This is a genomic window from Streptomyces sp. NPDC002853, assembly GCF_053591915.1.
Genome location: NZ_JBSFUS010000008.1, coordinates 431,676 through 451,651 on the forward strand (window position 1 = coordinate 431,676; position 19,976 = coordinate 451,651).

General features: G+C 71.6%; 18 protein-coding genes. 15 read left to right on the forward strand and 3 right to left on the reverse strand.

Features of this window, described 5'->3' with window-relative positions:
- Nucleotides 1–34: 34 nt before the first annotated feature.
- From ACWD02_RS24080 to ACWD02_RS24115, 8 genes are all read left to right on the forward strand, one after another.
- A complete protein-coding gene (locus ACWD02_RS24080) occupies nt 35–1,141 on the forward strand; it encodes a quinone-dependent dihydroorotate dehydrogenase (protein WP_451214370.1) in 1,107 nt (368 codons plus the stop codon).
- Complete coding sequence (gene pyrF, locus ACWD02_RS24085) at nt 1,138–1,983, forward strand: orotidine-5'-phosphate decarboxylase (protein ID WP_451214372.1); 846 nt, start codon at nt 1,138–1,140, stop codon at nt 1,981–1,983. The genes ACWD02_RS24080 and pyrF overlap by 4 nt, the downstream gene beginning before the upstream one ends.
- A gap of 287 nt (nt 1,984–2,270) precedes the next feature.
- Nucleotides 2,271–2,594 (forward strand): integration host factor, encoded by a 324-nt coding sequence (locus tag ACWD02_RS24090; protein ID WP_005319887.1) that lies wholly within the window; start codon nt 2,271–2,273, stop codon nt 2,592–2,594.
- Between the two features lie 38 nt (nt 2,595–2,632).
- On the forward strand, nt 2,633–3,226 hold the full coding sequence (gmk, locus tag ACWD02_RS24095; protein ID WP_451214374.1) for a guanylate kinase: 594 nt from the start codon (nt 2,633–2,635) through the stop codon (nt 3,224–3,226).
- Nucleotides 3,227–3,300: 74 nt separating this feature from the next.
- The gene (rpoZ, locus tag ACWD02_RS24100; protein WP_005319902.1) at nt 3,301–3,573 is read left to right on the forward strand and encodes a DNA-directed RNA polymerase subunit omega; all 273 of its coding nucleotides are present in this window, start codon (nt 3,301–3,303) and stop codon (nt 3,571–3,573) included.
- 132 nt (nt 3,574–3,705) lie between these two features.
- Entirely contained in the window at nt 3,706–4,935 is a 1,230-nt protein-coding gene (gene coaBC / locus ACWD02_RS24105; RefSeq protein ID WP_451214375.1) for a bifunctional phosphopantothenoylcysteine decarboxylase/phosphopantothenate--cysteine ligase CoaBC, read from the forward strand.
- A gap of 303 nt (nt 4,936–5,238) precedes the next feature.
- Nucleotides 5,239–6,447 (forward strand): methionine adenosyltransferase, encoded by a 1,209-nt coding sequence (gene metK / locus ACWD02_RS24110; protein ID WP_451214377.1) that lies wholly within the window; start codon nt 5,239–5,241, stop codon nt 6,445–6,447.
- 122 nt (nt 6,448–6,569) lie between these two features.
- Complete coding sequence (locus ACWD02_RS24115; RefSeq protein ID WP_451214378.1) at nt 6,570–8,720, forward strand: primosomal protein N'; 2,151 nt, start codon at nt 6,570–6,572, stop codon at nt 8,718–8,720.
- Nucleotides 8,721–9,019: 299 nt separating this feature from the next.
- On the opposite strand, the gene ACWD02_RS24120 is transcribed toward ACWD02_RS24115, so the two are convergent.
- On the reverse strand, nt 9,020–9,568 hold the full coding sequence (locus tag ACWD02_RS24120) for a hypothetical protein (protein ID WP_363211029.1): 549 nt from the start codon (nt 9,566–9,568) through the stop codon (nt 9,020–9,022).
- A gap of 369 nt (nt 9,569–9,937) precedes the next feature.
- On the opposite strand from ACWD02_RS24120, the gene fmt reads away from it, so the two are divergent.
- Both fmt and ACWD02_RS24130 read left to right on the forward strand, forming a co-directional pair.
- Nucleotides 9,938–10,882 (forward strand): methionyl-tRNA formyltransferase, encoded by a 945-nt coding sequence (fmt, locus tag ACWD02_RS24125; RefSeq protein ID WP_365821046.1) that lies wholly within the window; start codon nt 9,938–9,940, stop codon nt 10,880–10,882.
- A 34-nt stretch (nt 10,883–10,916) separates the two neighbouring features.
- Nucleotides 10,917–12,365, forward strand: coding sequence for an RsmB/NOP family class I SAM-dependent RNA methyltransferase (locus ACWD02_RS24130; protein WP_451214381.1), 1,449 nt, complete (start codon nt 10,917–10,919; stop codon nt 12,363–12,365).
- On the opposite strand, the gene ACWD02_RS24135 is transcribed toward ACWD02_RS24130, so the two are convergent.
- Nucleotides 12,339–14,525, reverse strand: a complete 2,187-nt coding sequence (locus ACWD02_RS24135; RefSeq protein ID WP_451214382.1) for an MMPL family transporter — start codon at nt 14,523–14,525, stop codon at nt 12,339–12,341. The genes ACWD02_RS24130 and ACWD02_RS24135 overlap by 27 nt on opposite strands.
- A 132-nt stretch (nt 14,526–14,657) precedes the next feature.
- Here ACWD02_RS24135 and rpe point away from each other — a divergent pair, with 132 nt between their 5' ends.
- From rpe to ACWD02_RS24160, 5 genes are all read left to right on the forward strand, one after another.
- Nucleotides 14,658–15,344, forward strand: a complete 687-nt coding sequence (rpe, locus tag ACWD02_RS24140; protein WP_451214384.1) for a ribulose-phosphate 3-epimerase — start codon at nt 14,658–14,660, stop codon at nt 15,342–15,344.
- A 237-nt stretch (nt 15,345–15,581) separates the two neighbouring features.
- Nucleotides 15,582–16,580 carry a sugar-binding transcriptional regulator gene (locus ACWD02_RS24145; protein ID WP_451214589.1) on the forward strand — a complete coding sequence of 333 codons (999 nt, stop codon included), beginning with the start codon at nt 15,582–15,584 and terminating at the stop codon, nt 16,578–16,580.
- 79 nt (nt 16,581–16,659) lie between these two features.
- Nucleotides 16,660–17,034, forward strand: coding sequence for a ribonuclease domain-containing protein (locus tag ACWD02_RS24150; RefSeq protein WP_451214386.1), 375 nt, complete (start codon nt 16,660–16,662; stop codon nt 17,032–17,034).
- Entirely contained in the window at nt 17,031–17,408 is a 378-nt protein-coding gene (locus tag ACWD02_RS24155) for a barstar family protein (protein ID WP_451214388.1), read from the forward strand. Before ACWD02_RS24150 ends, ACWD02_RS24155 begins: the two co-directional genes overlap by 4 nt.
- A 174-nt stretch (nt 17,409–17,582) precedes the next feature.
- Nucleotides 17,583–19,025, forward strand: coding sequence for a GuaB1 family IMP dehydrogenase-related protein (locus ACWD02_RS24160; protein ID WP_451214390.1), 1,443 nt, complete (start codon nt 17,583–17,585; stop codon nt 19,023–19,025).
- A 137-nt stretch (nt 19,026–19,162) separates the two neighbouring features.
- Here the strand turns inward: ACWD02_RS24160 and ACWD02_RS24165 are convergent, their stop codons facing one another.
- The gene (locus ACWD02_RS24165) at nt 19,163–19,975 is read right to left on the reverse strand and encodes an NAD(P)H-binding protein (protein ID WP_451214391.1); all 813 of its coding nucleotides are present in this window, start codon (nt 19,973–19,975) and stop codon (nt 19,163–19,165) included.
- Nucleotide 19,976: the final 1 nt, after the last annotated feature.

Genomic DNA, 19,976 nt, shown 5'->3' on the forward strand with positions numbered 1-19,976 from the left:
GTGAGCACACCTGAGGACCCCTGAGGACACCCACATGTACAAATTCTTCTTCGACCTCGTCTTCAAGCGCATGGACCCGGAGCAGGCCCACTACACGGCCTTCCGCTGGATCCGGCTCGCGGCCCGCGTCCCCGTGCTGCGCACGTTCATCGCCGCCGTGCTCGCGCCGCGCCACAAGGAGCTGCGCACCGAGGCCCTGGGCCTGCGGATGCACGGCCCCTTCGGCCTCGCCGCGGGCTTCGACAAGAACGCCGTCGCGATCGACGGCATGTCGATGCTGGGCTTCGACCACATCGAGATCGGCACCGTCACGGGGGAGCCGCAGCCCGGCAACCCCAAGAAGCGTCTTTTCCGCCTCGTGCAGGACCGCGCGCTGATCAACCGCATGGGCTTCAACAACGAGGGCTCGGCGGCCGTGGCCGAGCGTCTGGGCGCCCGCAAGGCCGTCTTCAAGACGGTCGTGGGCGTCAACATCGGCAAGACCAAGGTCGTCCCCGAGGAGGAGGCCGCCGCCGACTACGTGAAGTCGACCGAGCGGCTCGCCGCCCACGCCGACTACCTCGTGGTCAACGTGTCGTCCCCGAACACCCCCGGCCTGCGCAACCTCCAGGCCACGGAGTCGCTGCGGCCGCTGCTCACCGCCGTACGCGAGGCGGCCGACCGGAGTGTCTCCGGGCGGCGCGTGCCGCTCCTCGTGAAGATCGCCCCCGACCTGGCGGACGAGGACGTCGACGCGGTCGCCGACCTGGCCGTCGAGCTCGGCCTGGACGGCATCATCGCCACGAACACGACCATCGCGCGCGAGGGCCTCGGTTTGCAGTCCGAACCTTCGCTCTACGGAGAGACCGGCGGTCTGTCGGGCGCGCCCCTCAAGGAGCGCTCCCTGGAGGTCCTGCGCCGCCTCTACGCGCGCGTGGGCGACCGCATCACGCTCGTGGGCGTCGGCGGCATCGAGAACGCCGAGGACGCCTGGCAGCGGATCCTCGCGGGCGCCACCCTGGTGCAGGGCTACAGCGCGTTCATCTACGAGGGGCCCTTCTGGGGCCGCGCGATCCACAAGGGGCTCGCCGCCCGCCTTCGGGCGAGCTCGTACGCCACCCTCGCCGAGGCCGTCGGCGCCGACACAAGGAAGTCCGCATGAGTGCTCTTGAACCCTTCGGTACGCGCCTTCGCCACGCCATGGACGAGCGTGGCCCCCTGTGTGTCGGCATCGACCCGCACGCGTCCCTGCTGTCGGCCTGGGGCCTGAACGACGACATCGCGGGCCTGGAGCGGTTCACCGGGACCGTCGTCGAGGCGCTGGCCGGCACGGTGGCGGTCTTCAAGCCGCAGAGCGCGTTCTTCGAGCGCTTCGGCTCGCGCGGCATCGCCGTACTGGAGAAGGCGGTCCGGGAGCTGCGCGCGGCCGGCGCCCTGGTGGTCATGGACGCCAAGCGCGGCGACATCGGCTCGACGATGGCCGCGTACGCCGAGACCTTCCTGCACAAGGACTCGCCGCTCTTCAGCGACGCCCTCACGGTCTCGCCCTACCTCGGCTACGGCTCCCTGAAGCCGGCCGTCGACCTCGCCCGCGAGAACGGCGCCGGGCTCTTCGTCCTCGCCCTCACCTCCAACCCCGAGGGCGCCGAGGTGCAGCACGCGGTGCGCGAGGACGGCCGGACGATCGGCGCGACGATGCTCGGGCACCTGGCGGCCGACAACGCCGGTGCGGAGCCCCTGGGGTCCTTCGGCGCCGTCGTCGGGGCCACGCTCGGGGACCTGTCCTCGTACGACCTCGCGATCAACGGCCCGCTGCTCGCCCCCGGCATCGGGGCGCAGGGCGCCACTCCGGCGGATCTGCAGGGGGTCTTCGGGGACGCCGTGCGCAACGTCGTGCCGAGCGTGAGCCGGGGTGTCCTGCGTCACGGTCCCGACGTGGCGGGCCTGCGCGTCGCCGCGAGCCGCTTCGCGGACGAGATCCGTGAGGCCGTCGTCTCGGCCTGAGGGTCCGCCGAGGGTGTTTTTCCGTCTTCGAAGGTCGTGTCCGGCCACGTCCCCACGTTCCGCTGATGACTCACCGGGCCAAATCCGGGGTGAAATGCCCGAAATGCACACCTCGGCAGAGGCTGACCAGGACTTTTCGTCTGTTCTCGCTGACTCCGGCGGCCATGCCCGCTAGTCTCCGACGAGAGCGAACGGGCAAGCGCGTTGCACGTTGCTCACCAGGTGTGGGGCGACTAGGTTCCTCACCGGTCCGTATCCGACAGTTCGACATCCGAGGTGACGTAGGCGTGGCTCTTCCGCCCCTTACCCCTGAACAGCGCGCAGCCGCGCTCGAAAAGGCCGCCGCGGCTCGCCGGGAGCGGGCCGAGGTCAAGAATCGACTCAAGCACTCCGGTGCCTCGCTCCACGAGGTCATCAAGCAGGGCCAGGAGAACGATGTCATCGGCAAGATGAAGGTCTCCGCTCTCCTGGAGTCCCTGCCCGGCGTGGGCAAGGTCCGCGCCAAGCAGATCATGGAGCGTCTTGGCATCTCCGAGAGCCGCCGTGTGCGCGGTCTCGGCTCCAACCAGATCGCCTCCTTGGAGCGTGAGTTCGGCGGTGGCGCTGCCTGACGTTCTCAGGCACTCCTGAGAACCTGGATAATCGCTGCATGGCTGCAACATCCCGGGGGACGACCCCCGTGCCCCCGGACGTACGTCCGCGGCTGACCGTGCTCTCCGGCCCCTCAGGGGTCGGCAAGAGCACGGTCGTCGCTCATATGCGCAAAGAACACCCCGAGGTCTGGCTCTCGGTCTCGGCCACCACCAGGAAGCCGCGCCCCGGCGAGAAGGACGGTGTCCACTACTTCTTCGTCTCCGACGAGGAGATGGACAAGCTGATCGCCAACGGCGAGCTCCTGGAGTGGGCCGAGTTCGCGGGCAACCGCTACGGCACCCCCCGGGGTGCCGTCCTGCGGCGCCTGGAGGCGGGCGAGCCCGTCCTCCTGGAGATCGATCTGCAGGGCGCACGCCTGGTCCGCGAGTCGATGTCCGAGGCGCAACTGGTCTTCCTCGCCCCGCCGAGCTGGGAGGAACTGGTCCGCAGGCTCACCGGCCGGGGGACCGAGGCGCCCGAGGTGATCGAGCGCAGGCTCGGCGCGGCGAAGATCGAACTGGCCGCGGAGGCCGAGTTCGACACGACCCTGGTCAATACCTCCGTCGAGGACGTGGCGCGTGAGCTGCTAGCCTTGATGAAAGTTGTTTGATCTTCTTCATCCTCAGTAACCCGGTTTGATCTTCTCTTTCCATTCGAAGGTCGATCCCCATCGGAAGGCAGAGAGTGTCCTCTTCCATCACTGCGCCCGAGGGCATCATCAACCCGCCGATTGATGAGCTCCTCGAAGCGACCGACTCGAAGTACAGCCTCGTGATCTACGCCGCCAAGCGCGCGCGCCAGATCAACGCGTACTACTCGCAGCTCGGTGAGGGCCTGCTGGAGTACGTCGGCCCGCTGGTGGACACCCACGTCCACGAGAAGCCGCTCTCCATCGCGCTCCGCGAAATCAACGCGGGTCTGCTGACGTCGGAGGCCATCGAGGGCCCGGCTCAGTAGTCGCAGTTCTTTTCTTGCGGTTCTTTTCGCGAAGAACTTCACCACAGGCCCGGCAGCGCGACTGCCGGGCCTGTGGTGTGTCATGGAGTCGTACGGTCCCCGGTGCGGGGATCGAAAGTGCGGGGAGGCACGGTGGGCAAGCCCAAGGTCGTTCTGGGGGTCAGCGGCGGAATCGCCGCGTACAAGGCCTGTGAGCTGCTGCGGCGGCTGACCGAGTCGGGCCACGACGTACGCGTCGTGCCGACCGACGCGGCGCTGCACTTCGTCGGCGCCGCCACCTGGTCGGCGCTGTCCGGCAACCCCGTCTCGACCGAGGTGTGGGACTCCGTCCACGACGTGCCGCACGTCCGGATCGGCCAGTCCGCCGACGTCGTGATCGTCGCCCCGGCCACGGCCGACATGATGGCCAAGGCGGCCCACGGTCTCGCCGACGACCTCCTGACGAACACGCTCCTCACCGCCCGCTGTCCGGTGATCTTCGCGCCCGCCATGCACACCGAGATGTGGGAGCACCCGGCCACGCAGGAGAACGTCGCCACGCTGCGCCGCCGCGGCGCCCTCGTCGTCGAGCCCGCCGTCGGACGTCTCACGGGCGTGGACACGGGCAAGGGCCGCTTCCCCGACCCGGTGGAGCTCTTCGAGGTCGTACGCCGTGTCCTGGCGCGCGGCGACCTCGGGCAGGACCTCGCGGGACGGCACGTCGTCGTCAGCGCGGGCGGGACGCGCGAGCCGCTCGACCCGGTCCGCTTCCTGGGCAACCGCTCCTCCGGCAAGCAGGGGTACGCGCTGGCCCGCAGCGCGGCGGCGCGCGGCGCCCGCGTCACGCTCGTGTCGGCGAACCCGGCGCTGCCGGAGCCCGCGGGCGTCGACCTCGTTGCCGTGGGCACCGCGATCCAGCTCCGAGAGGCGATGCTGAAGGCCTCGGCGGATGCCGACGCCGTGGTGATGGCGGCGGCCGTGGCCGATTTCCGCCCCGAGACGTACGCGGCAGGAAAGATCAAGAAGAAGGACGGCCAGGAACCGGCTCCCATCGCCCTGGTCCGCAACCCCGACATCCTCGCCGAGATCGCGGGCGAGCGGCCGCGTCCCGGCCAGATCGTCGTCGGATTCGCCGCCGAGACGGACGACGTGCTCGCCAACGGCCGCGCCAAACTGGAGCGCAAGGGCTGTGACCTGCTCGTCGTGAACGAGGTGGGCGAACGCAAGACCTTCGGTTCCGAGGAGAACGAGGCGGTCGTGCTCGGCGCGGACGGCAGCGAGACCCCGGTTCCGTACGGCCCCAAGGAAGCGCTCGCGGACACGGTCTGGGATCTCGTGGCGGAACGCCTGACGACGCCCGCCGGGGAATTCCCGAAAAAATAGGGGTGCCCCCAGAACAAACCCCTGCCGAAACCACGGCGGAACAGGGGCGGAATCCGCGCTTCAAATGTCACAATCGCCCCACTGGGCGCCTCAAACCCGGGAAATTCGGGCGTGAGGCCCTCTGGTGGAGAAGGATCGTCGTACCGCACAATGCAGTGCCGCAGGTCACAGCGCTCCCAAGTGGCGAGACACGTGGTCCGGCGGCCGAGTGCGACCGATAAACTGGTCTCGGACGACGCCGGGCGCAGCTCCCGGCCGTCCACCAATGATCAGCCAGCAGCCGCTGCAACCACAGGGAGCGATGTGTCCCGCCGTCTCTTCACCTCGGAGTCTGTGACCGAGGGTCACCCCGACAAGATCGCTGACCAGATCAGCGACACCATTCTCGACGCGCTCCTGCGGGAGGACCCGAAGTCCCGGGTCGCCGTGGAGACGTTGATCACCACCGGCCTGGTGCACGTGGCCGGCGAGGTGACGACCAAGGCGTACGCGCCGATCGCGCAGCTGGTCCGCGACAAGATCCTCGAGATCGGTTACGACTCCTCGAAGAAGGGCTTCGACGGCGCCTCCTGTGGCGTCTCGGTGTCCATCGGCTCGCAGTCCCCCGACATCGCGCAGGGCGTCGACACGGCGTACGAGCAGCGGGTCGAGGGCGATGAGGACGAGCTCGACAAGCAGGGCGCGGGCGACCAGGGCCTGATGTTCGGCTACGCCTGCGACGAGACGCCGGAGCTGATGCCGCTCCCGATCCACCTCGCGCACCGTCTCTCGCGCCGCCTGTCCGAGGTCCGCAAGAACGGGACCATCCCGTACCTGCGCCCCGACGGCAAGACCCAGGTCACCATCGAGTACGACGGCGACAAGGCCGTCCGCCTCGACACCGTCGTGGTCTCCTCGCAGCATGCGTCGGACATCGACCTGGACTCGCTCCTGGCCCCCGACATCCGTGAGTTCGTCGTCGAGGCCGAGCTGAAGGCCCTCCTGGACGACGGCATCAAGCTGGACACCGAGGGCTACCGCCTCCTGGTCAACCCGACAGGACGCTTCGAGATCGGCGGCCCGATGGGCGACGCCGGTCTGACCGGCCGCAAGATCATCATCGACACGTACGGCGGCATGGCCCGCCACGGCGGCGGCGCCTTCTCCGGCAAGGACCCGTCCAAGGTCGACCGCAGCGCCGCCTACGCGATGCGCTGGGTCGCCAAGAACGTCGTCGCGGCGGGTCTCGCCGCCCGCTGCGAGGTCCAGGTCGCGTACGCGATCGGCAAGGCCGAGCCGGTGGGCCTGTTCGTGGAGACCTTCGGCACCGCCACGGTCGACACCGACAAGATCGAGTCCGCCATCTCCGAGGTCTTCGACCTGCGCCCGGCCGCGATCATCCGCGACCTGGACCTGCTGCGCCCGATCTACGCGCAGACCGCCGCGTACGGCCACTTCGGCCGCGCGATCCCCGACTTCACGTGGGAGCGCACGGACCGCGTGGACGCGCTGCGGAAGGCTGCGGGGCTCTAAGGCTCCCTCGCCCGACAAGTTCCGCCGAAGCCCGGCGCCCCTTGTGGGGTGCCGGGCTTCGTCGTGCCGGGGCCGGCATCGGCCTCGTCGTCGTGTCAGTGGGGTCTGGTAGGAATGCTGCTGTGAGCAGCGAGAATCGGAAGTCCGAGGGGGGCGGGGGCGAGCCTCCGGAGCAGCTTGCGCTCATTCGGGAAGCGGTGCGCAAGGCTGAGGTGCCGCGGGCCAAGCCGCGGACGTGGCGGGGGGCCGCGCTGGCGAAGAGTCTGCCGGTGGCCCGGGTGTTGGTCGACAAGGGCGTGCTGCATCTTGACCGGTACTTCGACTACGCGGTGCCCGAGGAGTTGGACGAGCAGGCTCAGCCCGGGGTGCGGGTCCGGGTGCGGTTCGGGGCCGGGGCGCGGAACGTGCGCGGTGGCCGGCGTGAGGGTGGGGGCTTGATCGACGGGTTTCTCGTCGAGCGGGTCGCCGAGACCGACTACTCCGGGCCGCTGGCCGCGCTGGCGCAGGTCGTCTCGCCCGAGCCTGTGCTGGATGGTGAGCTGCTCGGGCTGGCGCGCGCCGTGGCCGACCGGTACGCGGGCAGCCTTGCCGACGTGTTGCAGCTGGCGGTTCCGCCTCGGCACGCGAAGGCCGAGGCGCGGGAGATGGGGGAGGCTCCGCCGGTTCCTTCCGCTCCGGAGGCGGGAACCTGGCGGCGGTACGCGCACGGGGCGGAGTTCTTGGGGGCGCTGGCCTCAGGGGGTGCGCCTCGGGCCGTGTGGACCGCCCTTCCGGGACCTGAATGGGCCGAGGAGATCGCCAGGGCCGTGCAGGCGACGCTGGCTTCGGGGCGGGGGGCCCTGGTCGTCGTGCCCGCCGGGCGGCCCGCGGCACGGGTCGACGCGGCGCTGACCCAATTGATGGGGGCGGGGCAGCATGCTCTGCTCACCGCTGACGTGGGGCAGGAGAAGCGGTATCGGGAGTGGCTCTCCGTGCGGCGTGGTGCCGTGCGGGCCGTGGTGGGCACGCGGGCGGCCATGTTCGCGCCGGTGCGGAACCTCGGGCTCGTCGTGATCTGGGACGACGGCGATGCCAGTCACAGCGACGACAACGCCCCCTTTCCGCATGTGCGGGAAGTACTCGAACTGCGCGCCTCGCGGGACAAGTGCGGCTTCCTGCTGGGGAGTTGGAGCTGCACGGTGGAGGCCGCGCAGCTCGTGGAGAGCGGGTGGGCGGCGCCGCTGGTCGCCGACCGGGAGCAGGTGCGGGGGGCCGCGCCGCTCGTGCGGACCGTCGGGGACGGCGACCTCGCCCGGGACGAGGCGGCCCGTGCCGCGCGGCTTCCGACGCTGGCCTGGAACGTCGTACGGGAAGGTCTGAAGCACGGGCCTGTGCTGGTCCAGGTGCCCCGCCGGGGGTACGTGCCACGGCTCGCGTGCGAGAGGTGCAGGGAGCCCGCGCGGTGCCGGCACTGTGCGGGACCGCTGGAGGCGCGGGACGGCGGTGGGCTGTGGTGCGGCTGGTGCGGGGTGGAGGAAGGCGCCTGGCACTGCGGGGAGTGCGGGGGCTTCCGGCTGCGGGCGCAGGTGGTCGGTGCGCGGCGTACGGCAGAGGAGCTGGGGCGGGCCTTTCCCGCCGTGCCGGTGCGGACGTCGGGGCGGGAGCAGGTTCTCGACACCGTGGCGGGTACGCCCGCGCTGGTGGTGAGTACGCCGGGGGCGGAGCCGGTCGCCGAGGGCGGTTACGCCGCTGCCCTGCTGCTCGACGGCTGGGCCATGCTGGGGCGGCCCGATCTGCGGGCCGGGGAGGACGCCCTGCGGCGGTGGATCTCGGCCTCCGCGCTGGTGCGGTCCCAGGGTGTCGGCGGGACCGTGGTGGTCGTCGCCGAGCCGACGCTGCGGCCGGTGCAGGCCCTGGTGCGGTGGGATCCCGTGGGGCACGCGGTGCGGGAGCTTTCCGAGCGGGCCGAGCTGGGATTTCCGCCCGTGTCGCGGATGGCCTCGGTCGCGGGGACTTCGGAGGCGCTCTCCGGGTTCCTCGCCGCGGCCGAACTTCCGGGGGACGCGGCGGTGTTGGGGCCTGTGCCCGTGCCGGACGCGGGGCCCGGCCCCGCGCGACGGGCCGGGGCGGCGCCTGCCGGGGAGCAGTGGGAGCGGGTGCTGATCCGGGTGCCGCCGGGGAGCGGGGCCGCGCTTGCCGCTTCGCTTAAGGCGGCTCAGGCCGCGCGGATGGCGCGGGGCGCCGGGGGCGGGGAGCCGGTGCGGATCCGGGTGGACCCGCTGGACATCGGCTAGGCCTCTCGTCCGGCTGCCCGCCGGGGGCTTCTTTGCCTGGACGGCGGGCCTCCGCTGCGGGGGGCTGCGCCTGTGCGGGCTGTGCCTGTGCGGGGCTGCTCTCTGCCCCGGTCTGCTTCTGTGCTGGGCCGCTCGGGCGGGGCTCGCCGTCTCGTTTCTCGGCGCGCGGCGGCTTCGGCGTGGTGTCCAACTGCTCCGCGCCGCGGAATGATCGCCCCCGCCCACACCAGGAAACAACGGCGGCGGCTGTCCTCGCCGGGGGGGGGGAACCGGTGGAGACAGCCGCCGCTTTGCCGTGGTCAGCCGTTGCGTGGGCCCGGGAAGATGTTGGGGCGGGGGTCCTCGCGGAGGGCGGGGCTGCCTGCCGTGGGCTGGGTCGGCATCGCGCGGGCCGCGGGCACGGAGGGGAGCGGGGCGCCGACCGGTACCGGCGGACGGGCGGCCGTCGCGGCGGGCACCGTCTCCGTGGCGCGCTCCGCCTCCGCCGCCGCCTGCGTCGTGGCCCTGCGGGCTCCGTAACGGCGGTGCACCGCCTGCTTGGTGACCCCGAGGGCCGAGCCCACCGCGTCCCACGAGAAGCCCAGCGAACGGTCGAAGTCCACCGCGGCGGTCACCAGCGTCTCGACGCTGTCCCGCAGCTCCTGGGCGAGGCGGACGGTCGGGGCGGGGGCGCGCCCGTACACGACGAAGCCCGCGGAGGGGCTCGAGCGGCGCGGGCGGTAGACGTTGCCGAGCTGGGCGGTGAGCGTACGCAGCGCGTCCACCTGCCGGCGGACCCGCTCGATGTCCCGAACCAGGAGGTGCAGGCTCGCCCGTGCCTGGGCGTCGTGGGTTGCGTGGTCGGCCATGAACAAGCCTCTCGAACCGGCGTTGAAAAGGATCGGGCCGCTGTCGCGGCCCGTTGTGGTCAACTCTTTCTTGACCAACGCGCTAGTTCGTGTGGGGTCACGGTGCGGGGGCGTGTGCGCATATGCACAGGGCGCACGGCCGCGCGTACGCCCCCGGGCGGGCCGTCGTCAGGCGCGGGTGACGGGAGACGGGCGGTGTGATGAGACCGGCGCCCGGGACAAGCGGCCCGGCACCCACCGCCCCGCAGAGAGCACCGCCCCGGACAAGCGGCCCCGCACCCACCGCCCCGCGGAGAGCGGCTCGGTGGTGCGGCTCTTAGACTGGTGTGCTTCCCGTATCTTCCCGCCCCGAGAGGCCGACAGCCACCGATGAAGCTCGTCTTCGCAGGCACCCCCGAGGTCGCCGTCCCCGCCCTGGACGCCCTGATCGCCTCCGACCGGCACGAGGTGGCCGCCGTCGTCACCCGGCCCGACGCCCCCGCGGGCCGCGGCCGCAGACTCGTCGCGAGCCCCGTCGCCCAGCGTGCGGAGGAGGCCGGCATCGAGGTGCTCAAGCCCGTGAAGCCGCGCGACGAGGACTTCCTGGCGCGGCTGCGCGAGATCGCGCCCGACTGCTGCCCGGTCGTCGCCTATGGCGCTCTGCTGCCCAAGGTCGCCCTGGACGTCCCGGCCCACGGGTGGGTCAACCTGCACTTCTCGTTGCTGCCCGCCTGGCGCGGAGCCGCGCCCGTGCAGCACGCCGTGATGGCGGGGGACGAGATCACCGGTGCCTCCACGTTCCTGATCGAGCAGGGGCTCGACTCCGGGCCGGTGTACGGGACCGTCACCGAGGTCGTCAGGCCCACCGACACCAGCGGTGACCTGCTCACCCGCCTCGCCTTCGCGGGCTCCGGGCTGCTCGCCGCCACCATGGACGGCATCGAGGACGGCTCCCTGAAGGCCGTACCGCAGCCCGCCGACGGCATCACCCTCGCCCCGAAGATCACCGTCGAGGACGCCCAGGTGGACTGGGCCGCTCCGGCCCTACGCGTCGACCGGGTCGTGCGGGGCTGCACCCCGGCGCCCGGCGCCTGGTCCGTGTTCCGCGGGGAGCGGCTGAAGATCATCCAGTCCGCGCTGGTCGCCGACCGCACCGACCTCGCGCCCGGCGAGCTCGGCGCCGCCAAGAACAACGTGTACGTCGGCACCGGTTCGCACGCCGTGGAGCTGCTCTGGGTCCAGCCGCAGGGCAAGAAGCCGATGCGCGGTGCCGACTGGGCGCGCGGGGTGCGGATCGCCCCGGGCGAGCGGCTCGGCGACACCGACGTACGCTGAATAGGTTCAGCCCCCATCCAATAGCGGAGCACCTTTGAGCGACCAGCCGAGCCGGCGTCCCCAGAAGCAGGGCAAGCCCGGCAAGCCACACCGCCGTCCCAAGAAGGACCCCGTCCGTTTCCTCGCCTTCGAGGCGCTGCGGGCCGTGGACGAACGGGACGCCTACGCGAACCTCGTCCTGCCGCCGCTCCTGCGCAAGGCCCGCGAGAAGGAGGGGCCCGACAAGTTCGACGCGCGTGACGCGGCGCTCGCCACCGAGCTTGTCTACGGGACGCTGCGCCGGCAGGGGACGTACGACGCGATCGTGGCCGCCTGCATCGACCGGCCGCTGCGCGAGGTCGACCCACCGGTCCTCGACGTCCTGAACATGGGCGTGCACCAGTTGCTCGGCACCCGCATCCCCACGCACGCCGCCGTCTCCGCCTCCGTGGAGCTGGCGCGTGTGGTGCTCGGTGACGGGCGGGCCAAGTTCGTGAACGCGGTCCTTCGCAAGGTCGCCGCCGACGATCTCGACGGCTGGGTGGAGAAGGTCGCGCCGCCCTACGACGAGGACGCCGAGGACCATCTCGCCGTCGTCCACTCGCATCCCCGCTGGGTCGTCTCCGCGCTCTGGGACGCGCTCGGCGGCGGCCGTGCGGGCATCGAGGACCTCCTGGAGGCCGACAACGAGCGGCCCGAGGTGACGCTCGTGGCGCGGCCCGGACGCACCACCGCCGATGAACTCCTCGATGTCGTGGGTGAGGAGTCCGCGCTGCCGGGGCGCTGGTCCCCGTACGCGGTGCGGCTCAGTGAAGGCGGTGAGCCCGGGTCCATCGAGGCGGTGCGCGAGGGGCGTGCCGGGGTCCAGGACGAGGGCAGCCAGCTCGTCGCGATCGCACTCGCGAACGCCCCGGTCGAGGGGCGCGACGAGAAGTGGCTCGACGGCTGCGCGGGCCCCGGCGGCAAGGCCGCCATGCTCGCGGGTCTCGCGGCCGGGCGGGGCGCCGCCCTCCTCGCCGCCGAGAAGCAGCCGCACCGGGCCCGTCTTGTCGCGCAGGCCCTGCGGGGCAACCCGGGGCCCTACGAGGTCATCGCCGCCGACGGCACCCGGCCGCCGTGGCAGCCCGGCACCTTCGACCGGGTCCTGATGGACGTGCCCTGTACGGGGCTCGGCGCCCTGCGCCGCCGCCCCGAGGCCCGCTGGCGCCGCCGCCCGGAGGACCTGGACGGCTTCGCGCCGCTGCAACGGGGGCTGTTGCGTACGGCGTTGGAGTCGGTGCGCGTCGGGGGCGTCGTCGGATACGCCACCTGTTCACCGCACCTCGCGGAGACGCGTGCCGTCGTCGACGACGTGCTCAAGCAGCACGAGGGGGCCGAGCTCATCGACGCGCGGCCGCTGATGCCTGGCGTTCCCGCGCTCGGGGACGGACCCGACGTCCAGCTGTGGCCGCATCTGCACGGCACGGACGCCATGTACCTAGCGCTGATCCGGCGGACCGCCTGAGGAGACCGTCGCCGGAGCCGGGGTGCGGGGGGCCGCCGGGTCCTTGCTGAGGGCGTGCGGCCACCACACCTTCGGCCCCACGTCGAGGAACAGCGCGGTGACCAGGACGGACCGTACGACGAAGGTGTCGAGCAGGACGCCGAGCGCCACCGCGAAGCCGATCTCGGCGAACGCCACCATCGGGAGCGTGCCGAGCGCGGCGAAGGTGCCCGCCAGGACCAGGCCCGCCGACGTGATGACCGCGCCGGTCGCGGCGAGGCCCGTGACCACGCCCGCACGGGTGCCCTGTCGGCCCGCCTCCTCACGGATGCGGGTCGACAGGAAGATGTTGTAGTCGATGCCGAGCGCCACCAGGAACACGAAGACGAAGAGCGGGAAGTCCGTGGACTCGCCCGCGTAGTCGAAGAGGTGGCGGAAGGCGAGCGCGCTGATGCCGAGCGCGGCGGAGAAGGAGAGCACCACCGTCGCGATCAGGAGCAGCGGCGCGACCAGGGCGCGCAGCAGCACGGCCAGGATCAGCAGGACGACCACGAGGACGAGCGGGATCACCAGCTTGTTGTCGTGGGTCGTCGCGCGGTCCATGTCCAGGAGGGCTGCCGTGCCGCCGCCCACCCGCGCGTCCGCGTCGGGCACCGCGTGCACCGCGTCGCGCACCCGCTCCACCGTCTGCTTGGCCGCCTCACTGTCGGAGGGGTCGGTGGGCGTCGCCTCGAACAGGACCTGGCCCCCGGCCTCCGCCTTCGTCCCCGGCGGTACGCCGATGCTCGCCGGGTCGACGCCACGCGTCCCCGCGACCGCGTCGCGGACCTCGTCGGCCTGGTCCGCGTTCGCCACGATCACCAGCGGGTCGCCGCTGCCCGCGGGGAAGTACCTCCCCTGCACCTCCTGGCCCACGATCGAGTCCGGCTTGTCCGTGAACGAGTCCGCGTTGCTGAGCCCTTCGGCGCGCAGCTGCGTCAGGCCGAGGGCCAGGGCCGCAAGGGCCACCGCGGTGACACTCCAGGTCAGGCGCGGGCGGTGGGCGATGCGGCGGCCCATGCGCGCCCAGACGCCACGCTCGGTGGGCTCCTCGGAACCGTTGTGCGGGATCAGCGGCCAGAAGAGCCACCGGCCGCAGACCACCAGGAGCGCGGGGAACAGCGACAGCATCGCGAGCAGGGCGACGGCGACACCGATGGCCGCCACGGGACCGAGGCCCCGCGTGGAGTTCATGTCGGCGGTGAGCAGCACGAGCATGCTGACCACGACCGTGGCGCCCGACGCGATGACCGCGGGCCCTGCCCGGTGCAGGGCGAGCTGCATCGCCTCGTGCCGGTCCTCGTGGCGGCGCAGTTCCTCGCGGTAGCGGGCGACCAGGAGCAGGGCATAGTCCGTCCCCGCCCCGAAGACGAGGACCGTCAGGATGCCCGCGCTCTGGCCGTTGACCGTCAGGCCCGCGTGCTCCGCCAGGAGGTAGATCAGCGCCTGCGCCGTGAAGAGGGAGATGACGGCCGCGAGCAGCGGGACGATCAGGAGGACCGGGCTGCGGTAGGTGATCAGGAGGATCACCACGACGACGGCGGCCGCCGACAGGAGCAGTGTCGAGTCGATGCCCTCGAACGCCTCCGAGAAGTCCGCCGACGTACCGCCGGGCCCCGTGACGTGCACCGATAGACCGCCCGAGCTCTCGCCGACGACCTCGCGCATGGAGTCCACGGCCGGCGAGATCCGCTCCCAGCCCTTCTCGTCCATGGTGATGGGCACGAAGATCTGGGCCGCCTCGGCGCCCGAGGCGGCCTTCTTGTCGAAGACGGGGCCACGGGTCTCGGCGCCGCGCACACCGTGGGCGCTCAGCTCCTTGAGCTCGTCGACGTCCTCGGAGATCCGCGCCCGGTCCTCGGCGGTCAGCCCGCCGTCACGGGCGTACACGATGATCGCGGGAATCTGCTCGGGCCTGAACTCCTCGGAGATCTCCAGGACTTGGGTGGACTCCGCGGAGCCGGGCAGCCAGGACGACGCCTGGTTGTCCTGGGCGTCGGTGAGTTTTTGGGCGAGCGGTGCCGCGGCGACGGTCACCACGAGCCAGAACAGCACCACGAACCACTTGGTGCGCCGCCCGCACACCAGCCAGGCCACTCCTCGGCCCGCCTGGCGCTGTCCGTCCGACCGTTCGTCTGGCATGGCTACCCCCGCTGCCCCACGTGGTGCCGGTGGACCGCCCAGCATGGCATGGGGTCCATGGTCATAGGAGCCGGTTGGCTCACGCTACGGACCGCGCAAGGCAACGAGCGCGGGGCATGGCAGTCTTGGGGCATGGCCGTGCAGATCAACCCCAGCATCCTGTCCGCGGATTTCTCCCGTCTTGCCGATGAGGCAAAGGCGGTCGAAGGTGCCGACTGGCTCCATGTCGACGTCATGGACAACCACTTCGTCCCCAACCTCACCCTCGGGGTGCCGGTCGTAGAGTCTCTCGCCCGAGCGACGGACACGCCGCTGGACTGCCATCTGATGATCGAGGACGTCGATCGCTGGGCGCCGCAGTACGTCGAAGCGGGCGCCGGATCGGTCACCTTCCACGCGGAGGCGGCCGCGGCTCCCGTCCGCCTGGCCCGCGAGATCCGCGCCAAGGGCGCCCGCGCCTCCATGGCGCTGAAGCCCGCGACACCCATCGAGCCGTACGAGGACCTGCTTCCCGAGCTCGACATGCTGCTGATCATGACCGTCGAGCCCGGCTTCGGCGGCCAGGCGTTCCTCGACATCATGCTGCCGAAGATCCGCCGCACCCGCGAGTTGATCAGCAAGCACGGTCTCGAACTCTGGCTGCAGGTCGACGGCGGCGTCTCGGCGGCGACCATCGAGCACTGCGCCGAGGCCGGCGCCGACGTCTTCGTCGCGGGCTCCGCGGTCTACGGGGCCGACGACCCTGCGGAGGCGGTACGTGCCCTGCGCACCCAGGCGGCCGGGGCGACGTCCTCGGCGGGGTGGGCATGCGGCCACTGAGCCACGGATACGTGAACGCAGCCCGACAGGGCTGATCAAGTACGCCGGATCTGCAAGGATGAACGGCGAACCCTGGTTGCGCTGCGGCAATGCGCGAGAAGCCGTGGCAATGTGCGCGAAGCCGCACCAAAGCGTGTGAATGCGCACGCGTGTGAACGCGTGAACGGCAGTTGCTTGAAATGACAGTCTTGAAATGACAGTGAGGAGACCGTCGTGTCGACGGGCGGCCGGTCAGCCATGCGGATGGGACCCGCGGAGCTGGTGCAGGCGGCGGCCATGGCCCGCCGCTTCTATCTCGAGGGCAAGTCCAAGATCCAGATCGCCGAGGAGTTCGGCGTGAGCCGCTTCAAGGTGGCCCGGGTCCTGGAGACGGCCCTGGAGCGTGACCTCGTACGGATCGAGATCCGTGTGCCCGCCGAGCTGGACGCGGAGCGCTCGGACGCGCTGCGCGCCCGCTACGGCCTGCGGCACGCGGTGGTCGTCGAGTCGCCGGCCCCGGCCGACGAGATCGACGAGTCGCCCGACCCCGAGAACCTCGGCGAGGTCGCGGCCGATCTGCTGGGCGAGCTGGTCACCGAGGGCGATGTCCTCGGTCTCGCGTGGGGGCGCTCGACCATTCACATGGCGGCCGCCCTCGACCAGCTGCCGCCGTGCACGGTGGTGCAGCTGACGGGTGTGTACGACGCCGGGACCGCCGAGCGCGGCTCCGTCGAGGCCGTGCGGCGTGCCGCTCAGGTCTCCGGCGGCGAGGCCCACCCCATCTACGCGCCGATGCTCCTGCCGGACCCGGCCACGGCCGCCGCGCTGCGGAACCAGACCGGGATCGCGCGGGCGTTTGAGTACTTCGACAAGGTCACCGTCGCCGCCGTCTCCATCGGCTCCTGGGAGCCCGGCATCTCCACCGTGCACGACATGCTCAGCGACGAGGAGCGGGCGCATTACGCCTCGCTGGGAGTCGCCGCCGAGATGTCCGCGCACCTCTTCGACGCCGAGGGGCGCCGGGTCGGGCGTGATCTGGGGGAGCGGTGCATCACCGTCGAAGCCGACCGGCTTCGACGTATCCCTGAGGTCGTCGCCATCGCGGGCGGGCAGCGGAAGGCTGCCGCGATCGACGCGGTGCTTCGGTCCGGCCTTGTCACCAGCCTGGTGACCGATACCGCTGCAGCTGATCAGTTGCTGGTACGGGGGGCTACTCCGCATCCTGCGTTGGACCGGGCGGACCCGGACGGCAGCTGAATCCCTGCGGGTGCGTGCGGCTTGGCTGGTCGCGGAGTTCCCCGCGCCCCTTACGGGGCGTCGTGGCAGCATCTGTCGCATGTCGAACCGGTTCGTCCCCCGTGCCCTGGTGGCGGTGCTCGGCTGCCTCGCTGTCCTCGTCACGGGGTGCTCCTCCGCGCCGGAGTGGGCGCACGGCATGGCCACCGTCCGGGCCGAGCGGCTGCCCGCCGAGGCGCGGCGGACGTTGCGGCTCATCGATGACGGCGGGCCCTTCCCGTACGCCAAGGACGGATCGGTCTTCGGCAACTTCGAGGGCGAGCTGCCCAGGCAGCGGCGCGGCCACTATCGCGAGTACACCGTGCCCACCCCCGGCGAACGCGACCGGGGCGCACGGCGGATCGTCACCGGGAGCGGCGACGAGACCTACTACACGGACGATCACTACGCGTCCTTCAAGGCGGTACTGAGATGACGCCCGAACCGTCGGCGGCCGAGCCGCTGGCACCCGTCCTCGACGCCGTCCGCGCCGCGGGCCTCAACGCCCTGCCGCTCGACCTGACCGGGGTGAGCGACAAGGCCGCCTTCATGGAGCGCTGCGCCCGCGCGCTCGCCCTGCCCGACTGGTTCGGGCGCAACTGGGACGCGCTCGCCGACTGCCTCACCGACCTGGGGTGGGCGCCCGCCGCGCCCGGACGGCTGATCGTCGTCATCGGCTGGCAGGGGTACGCCGAAGCCGCGCCCCAGGAGTGGATCGTCGCCCAGGAGGTCTTCACCGACGCGGTGGAGTACGCGAGGGAACGCGGCTCGGGCCTGGAGATCGTTCTCGCGCTCGGCACCCGTGCCTGAGCGGACAGTGACCGCCCCGGGCCGATCTTGGAGGATCCGACCAGGGCTATCGCCGTCCGGCTGGGTGATCGTCCCAGGCGGCGCATCACCCGGGACATGGGACACTGAAGTACGTGCTTTTCCCTCGGCCTAACTGTCCGGGGGCCACCTCTGATCGACTGGGATGAGCAGCACGTGCGTTTCCTCAATGACATCCAGCCTGCGTACGACCTGACGTACGACGACGTCTTCATGGTGCCGCGGCGCTCCGCCGTCGGATCGCGTCAGGGCGTGGACCTCTCCTCGCCGGACGGCACCGGCACCACGATCCCGCTGGTCGTCGCGAACATGACCGCGATCGCCGGACGCCGGATGGCCGAGACCGTCGCCCGCCGCGGCGGCCTCGTCGTGATCCCGCAGGACATCCCGATCGAGGTCGTCACCGAGGTCATCTCCTGGGTCAAGACGCGTCACCACGTCCTTGACACCCCGATCGTCCTGGCCCCCACGCAGACCGTCGCCGACGCGCTCGCGCTCCTTTCCAAGCGCGCGCACAACGCGGGCGTCGTCGTGGACGCCGACCAGAAGCCGATCGGCGTCGTCACCGACACGGACCTGAACGGCGTCGACCGCTTCACCCAGATCTCCGAGGTCATGTCCAAGGACCTCGTGCTCCTCGACGCGGACATCGACCCGCGCGACGCCTTCAACAAGCTGGACCACGCCAACCGCCGCTACGCCCCCGCCGTGGGCAAGGACGGCCGCCTCGCCGGCATCCTGACCCGCACGGGCGCCCTGCGCGCGACGCTCTACTCGCCCGCCCTCGACGCCAACGGCAAGCTGCGCATCGCCGCCGCCGTCGGCATCAACGGCGACGTCGCGGCCAAGGCCAAGCAGCTCCTCGACGCGGGCGCGGACACCCTCGTCGTGGACACCGCGCACGGCCACCAGGAGTCGATGATCGCCGCGGTCAAGGCCGTGCGCGCGCTCGACCCGCAGGTGCCGATCGTCGCGGGCAACATCGTCGCCGCCGAGGGCGTACGGGACCTGATCGAGGCCGGTGCCGACATCATCAAGGTCGGCGTGGGCCCCGGCGCCATGTGCACCACGCGCATGATGACCGGCGTCGGCCGGCCGCAGTTCTCCGCAGTACTGGAATGCGCCGCCGAGGCCGCGAAGTTCGGCAAGCACGTGTGGGCCGACGGTGGCGTCCGGCACCCGCGTGACGTCGCGATGGCGCTGGCCGCCGGGGCGTCGAACGTCATGATCGGTTCGTGGTTCGCCGGGACGTACGAGTCCCCGGGCGACCTGCAGCAGGACGCCAACGGCCGCCTCTACAAGGAGTCGTTCGGCATGGCGTCGGCCCGCGCGGTCAAGAACCGCACCAGCGAGGAGTCGGCCTACGACCGTGCCCGCAAGGCGCTGTTCGAGGAGGGCATCTCGACCTCGCGGATGTTCCTGGACCCGGAGCGTCCCGGCGTCGAGGACCTGATCGACTCGATCATCGCGGGTGTCCGTTCCTCCTGCACGTACGCCGGTGCGGGCTCGCTGGAGGAGTTCGCGGAGCGGGCCACCGTGGGTGTGCAGAGCGCCGCGGGCTATGCGGAGGGTAAGCCTCTGCACGCCAGCTGGAGCTAGGCGCTTCGCGGGGGCTGCCGGCTTGGTGCTTGGTGCTTGGTGCTTGGTGCTTGAATTTGCCGCTTGACGCTGCGGGTGCGTCGTGGCTTGTCGCGCAGTTCCCCGCGCCCCTGCGGGGGCGCCCGGCGGCCCCCGGGTCAGCCCCGTACCGCTGCCCTGTACGCCTCGATGGCCGGGCGGGGCTCCCTGCCCAGCAAGGCTCGGAGCGTCCCCCGGCCCTCGATCCCCGTGCCGTCCAGGAAGCCGCCCGCCATCGCCGCGTACGTGCTCAGGAGCATCGGCACCTGGAAGGGCAGGGCCTGGCCTGCCGCGGTGATCGCCTCGCGGGTCGCGGCGAGCGTGCCGGGTTCGTACGAGCCACCGGTCGCGGCGGCCAGGTCGGCGCCGCTCAGGGCGTGTTCGCCGACCAGTTCGTAGGTGCGGCCCGCGTGGGCGGCCGGATCCGTCGCCACCCGTACCGCGACATCGGCCAGGTCCGCACGCGCCACGGCGGCGAGGCGGCCCGCCCCCAGCGGCGCGGCGATGGTTCCGTCGGGCCCCGGTGCGGTGATGGCCGCGAGGAACTCCGCGTACAGGCCGTTGCGCAGGACCGTCCAGTTCAGCGAGGAGCCGCGCAGCCTGCGTTCGGTCCAGCGGTGGGCGAGGGCGTACGTCAGGTGGTCTCCGTCGCCGCTGAGGCTGGTGTAGACGAGGTGGCCGACGCCTGCCTTCTCGGCCGCGGAGATCGCCGCCTCGTGGCGGGCGATGACCACGTCGTCCTCGGCGGCGCCCGCGGAGATGACCAGCAGGGTGTCGATGCCGGTGAAGTCCAGGGACGCCGGATCGTCGAAGTCGACGAGGCGGCCGCCGGGGGTGGGGCTGCGACTGCCGATGACGATGTCGTCGCGGTCCGCGAGGCGGGCGGTGACGAGTGTGCCGAGGGCGCCCGTGGCGCCGGTGATCATGAGCATG

Coding starts and splice junctions, on each gene's coding strand:
- ACWD02_RS24080 (WP_451214370.1), top strand. CDS start 35: ATGTACAAATTCTTCTTCGACCTCGTCTTCAAGCGCATGGACCCGGAG.
- pyrF (WP_451214372.1), top strand. CDS start 1,138: ATGAGTGCTCTTGAACCCTTCGGTACGCGCCTTCGCCACGCCATGGAC.
- gmk (WP_451214374.1), top strand. CDS start 2,633: ATGGCTGCAACATCCCGGGGGACGACCCCCGTGCCCCCGGACGTACGT.
- ACWD02_RS24120 (WP_363211029.1), bottom strand. CDS start 9,568: ATGGCCGACCACGCAACCCACGACGCCCAGGCACGGGCGAGCCTGCAC.
- fmt (WP_365821046.1), top strand. CDS start 9,938: ATGAAGCTCGTCTTCGCAGGCACCCCCGAGGTCGCCGTCCCCGCCCTG.
- ACWD02_RS24135 (WP_451214382.1), bottom strand. CDS start 14,525: ATGCCAGACGAACGGTCGGACGGACAGCGCCAGGCGGGCCGAGGAGTG.
- rpe (WP_451214384.1), top strand. CDS start 14,658: ATGGCCGTGCAGATCAACCCCAGCATCCTGTCCGCGGATTTCTCCCGT.
- ACWD02_RS24145 (WP_451214589.1), top strand. CDS start 15,582: ATGCGGATGGGACCCGCGGAGCTGGTGCAGGCGGCGGCCATGGCCCGC.
- ACWD02_RS24150 (WP_451214386.1), top strand. CDS start 16,660: ATGTCGAACCGGTTCGTCCCCCGTGCCCTGGTGGCGGTGCTCGGCTGC.
- ACWD02_RS24155 (WP_451214388.1), top strand. CDS start 17,031: ATGACGCCCGAACCGTCGGCGGCCGAGCCGCTGGCACCCGTCCTCGAC.
- ACWD02_RS24165 (WP_451214391.1), bottom strand. CDS start 19,975: ATGCTCATGATCACCGGCGCCACGGGCGCCCTCGGCACACTCGTCACC.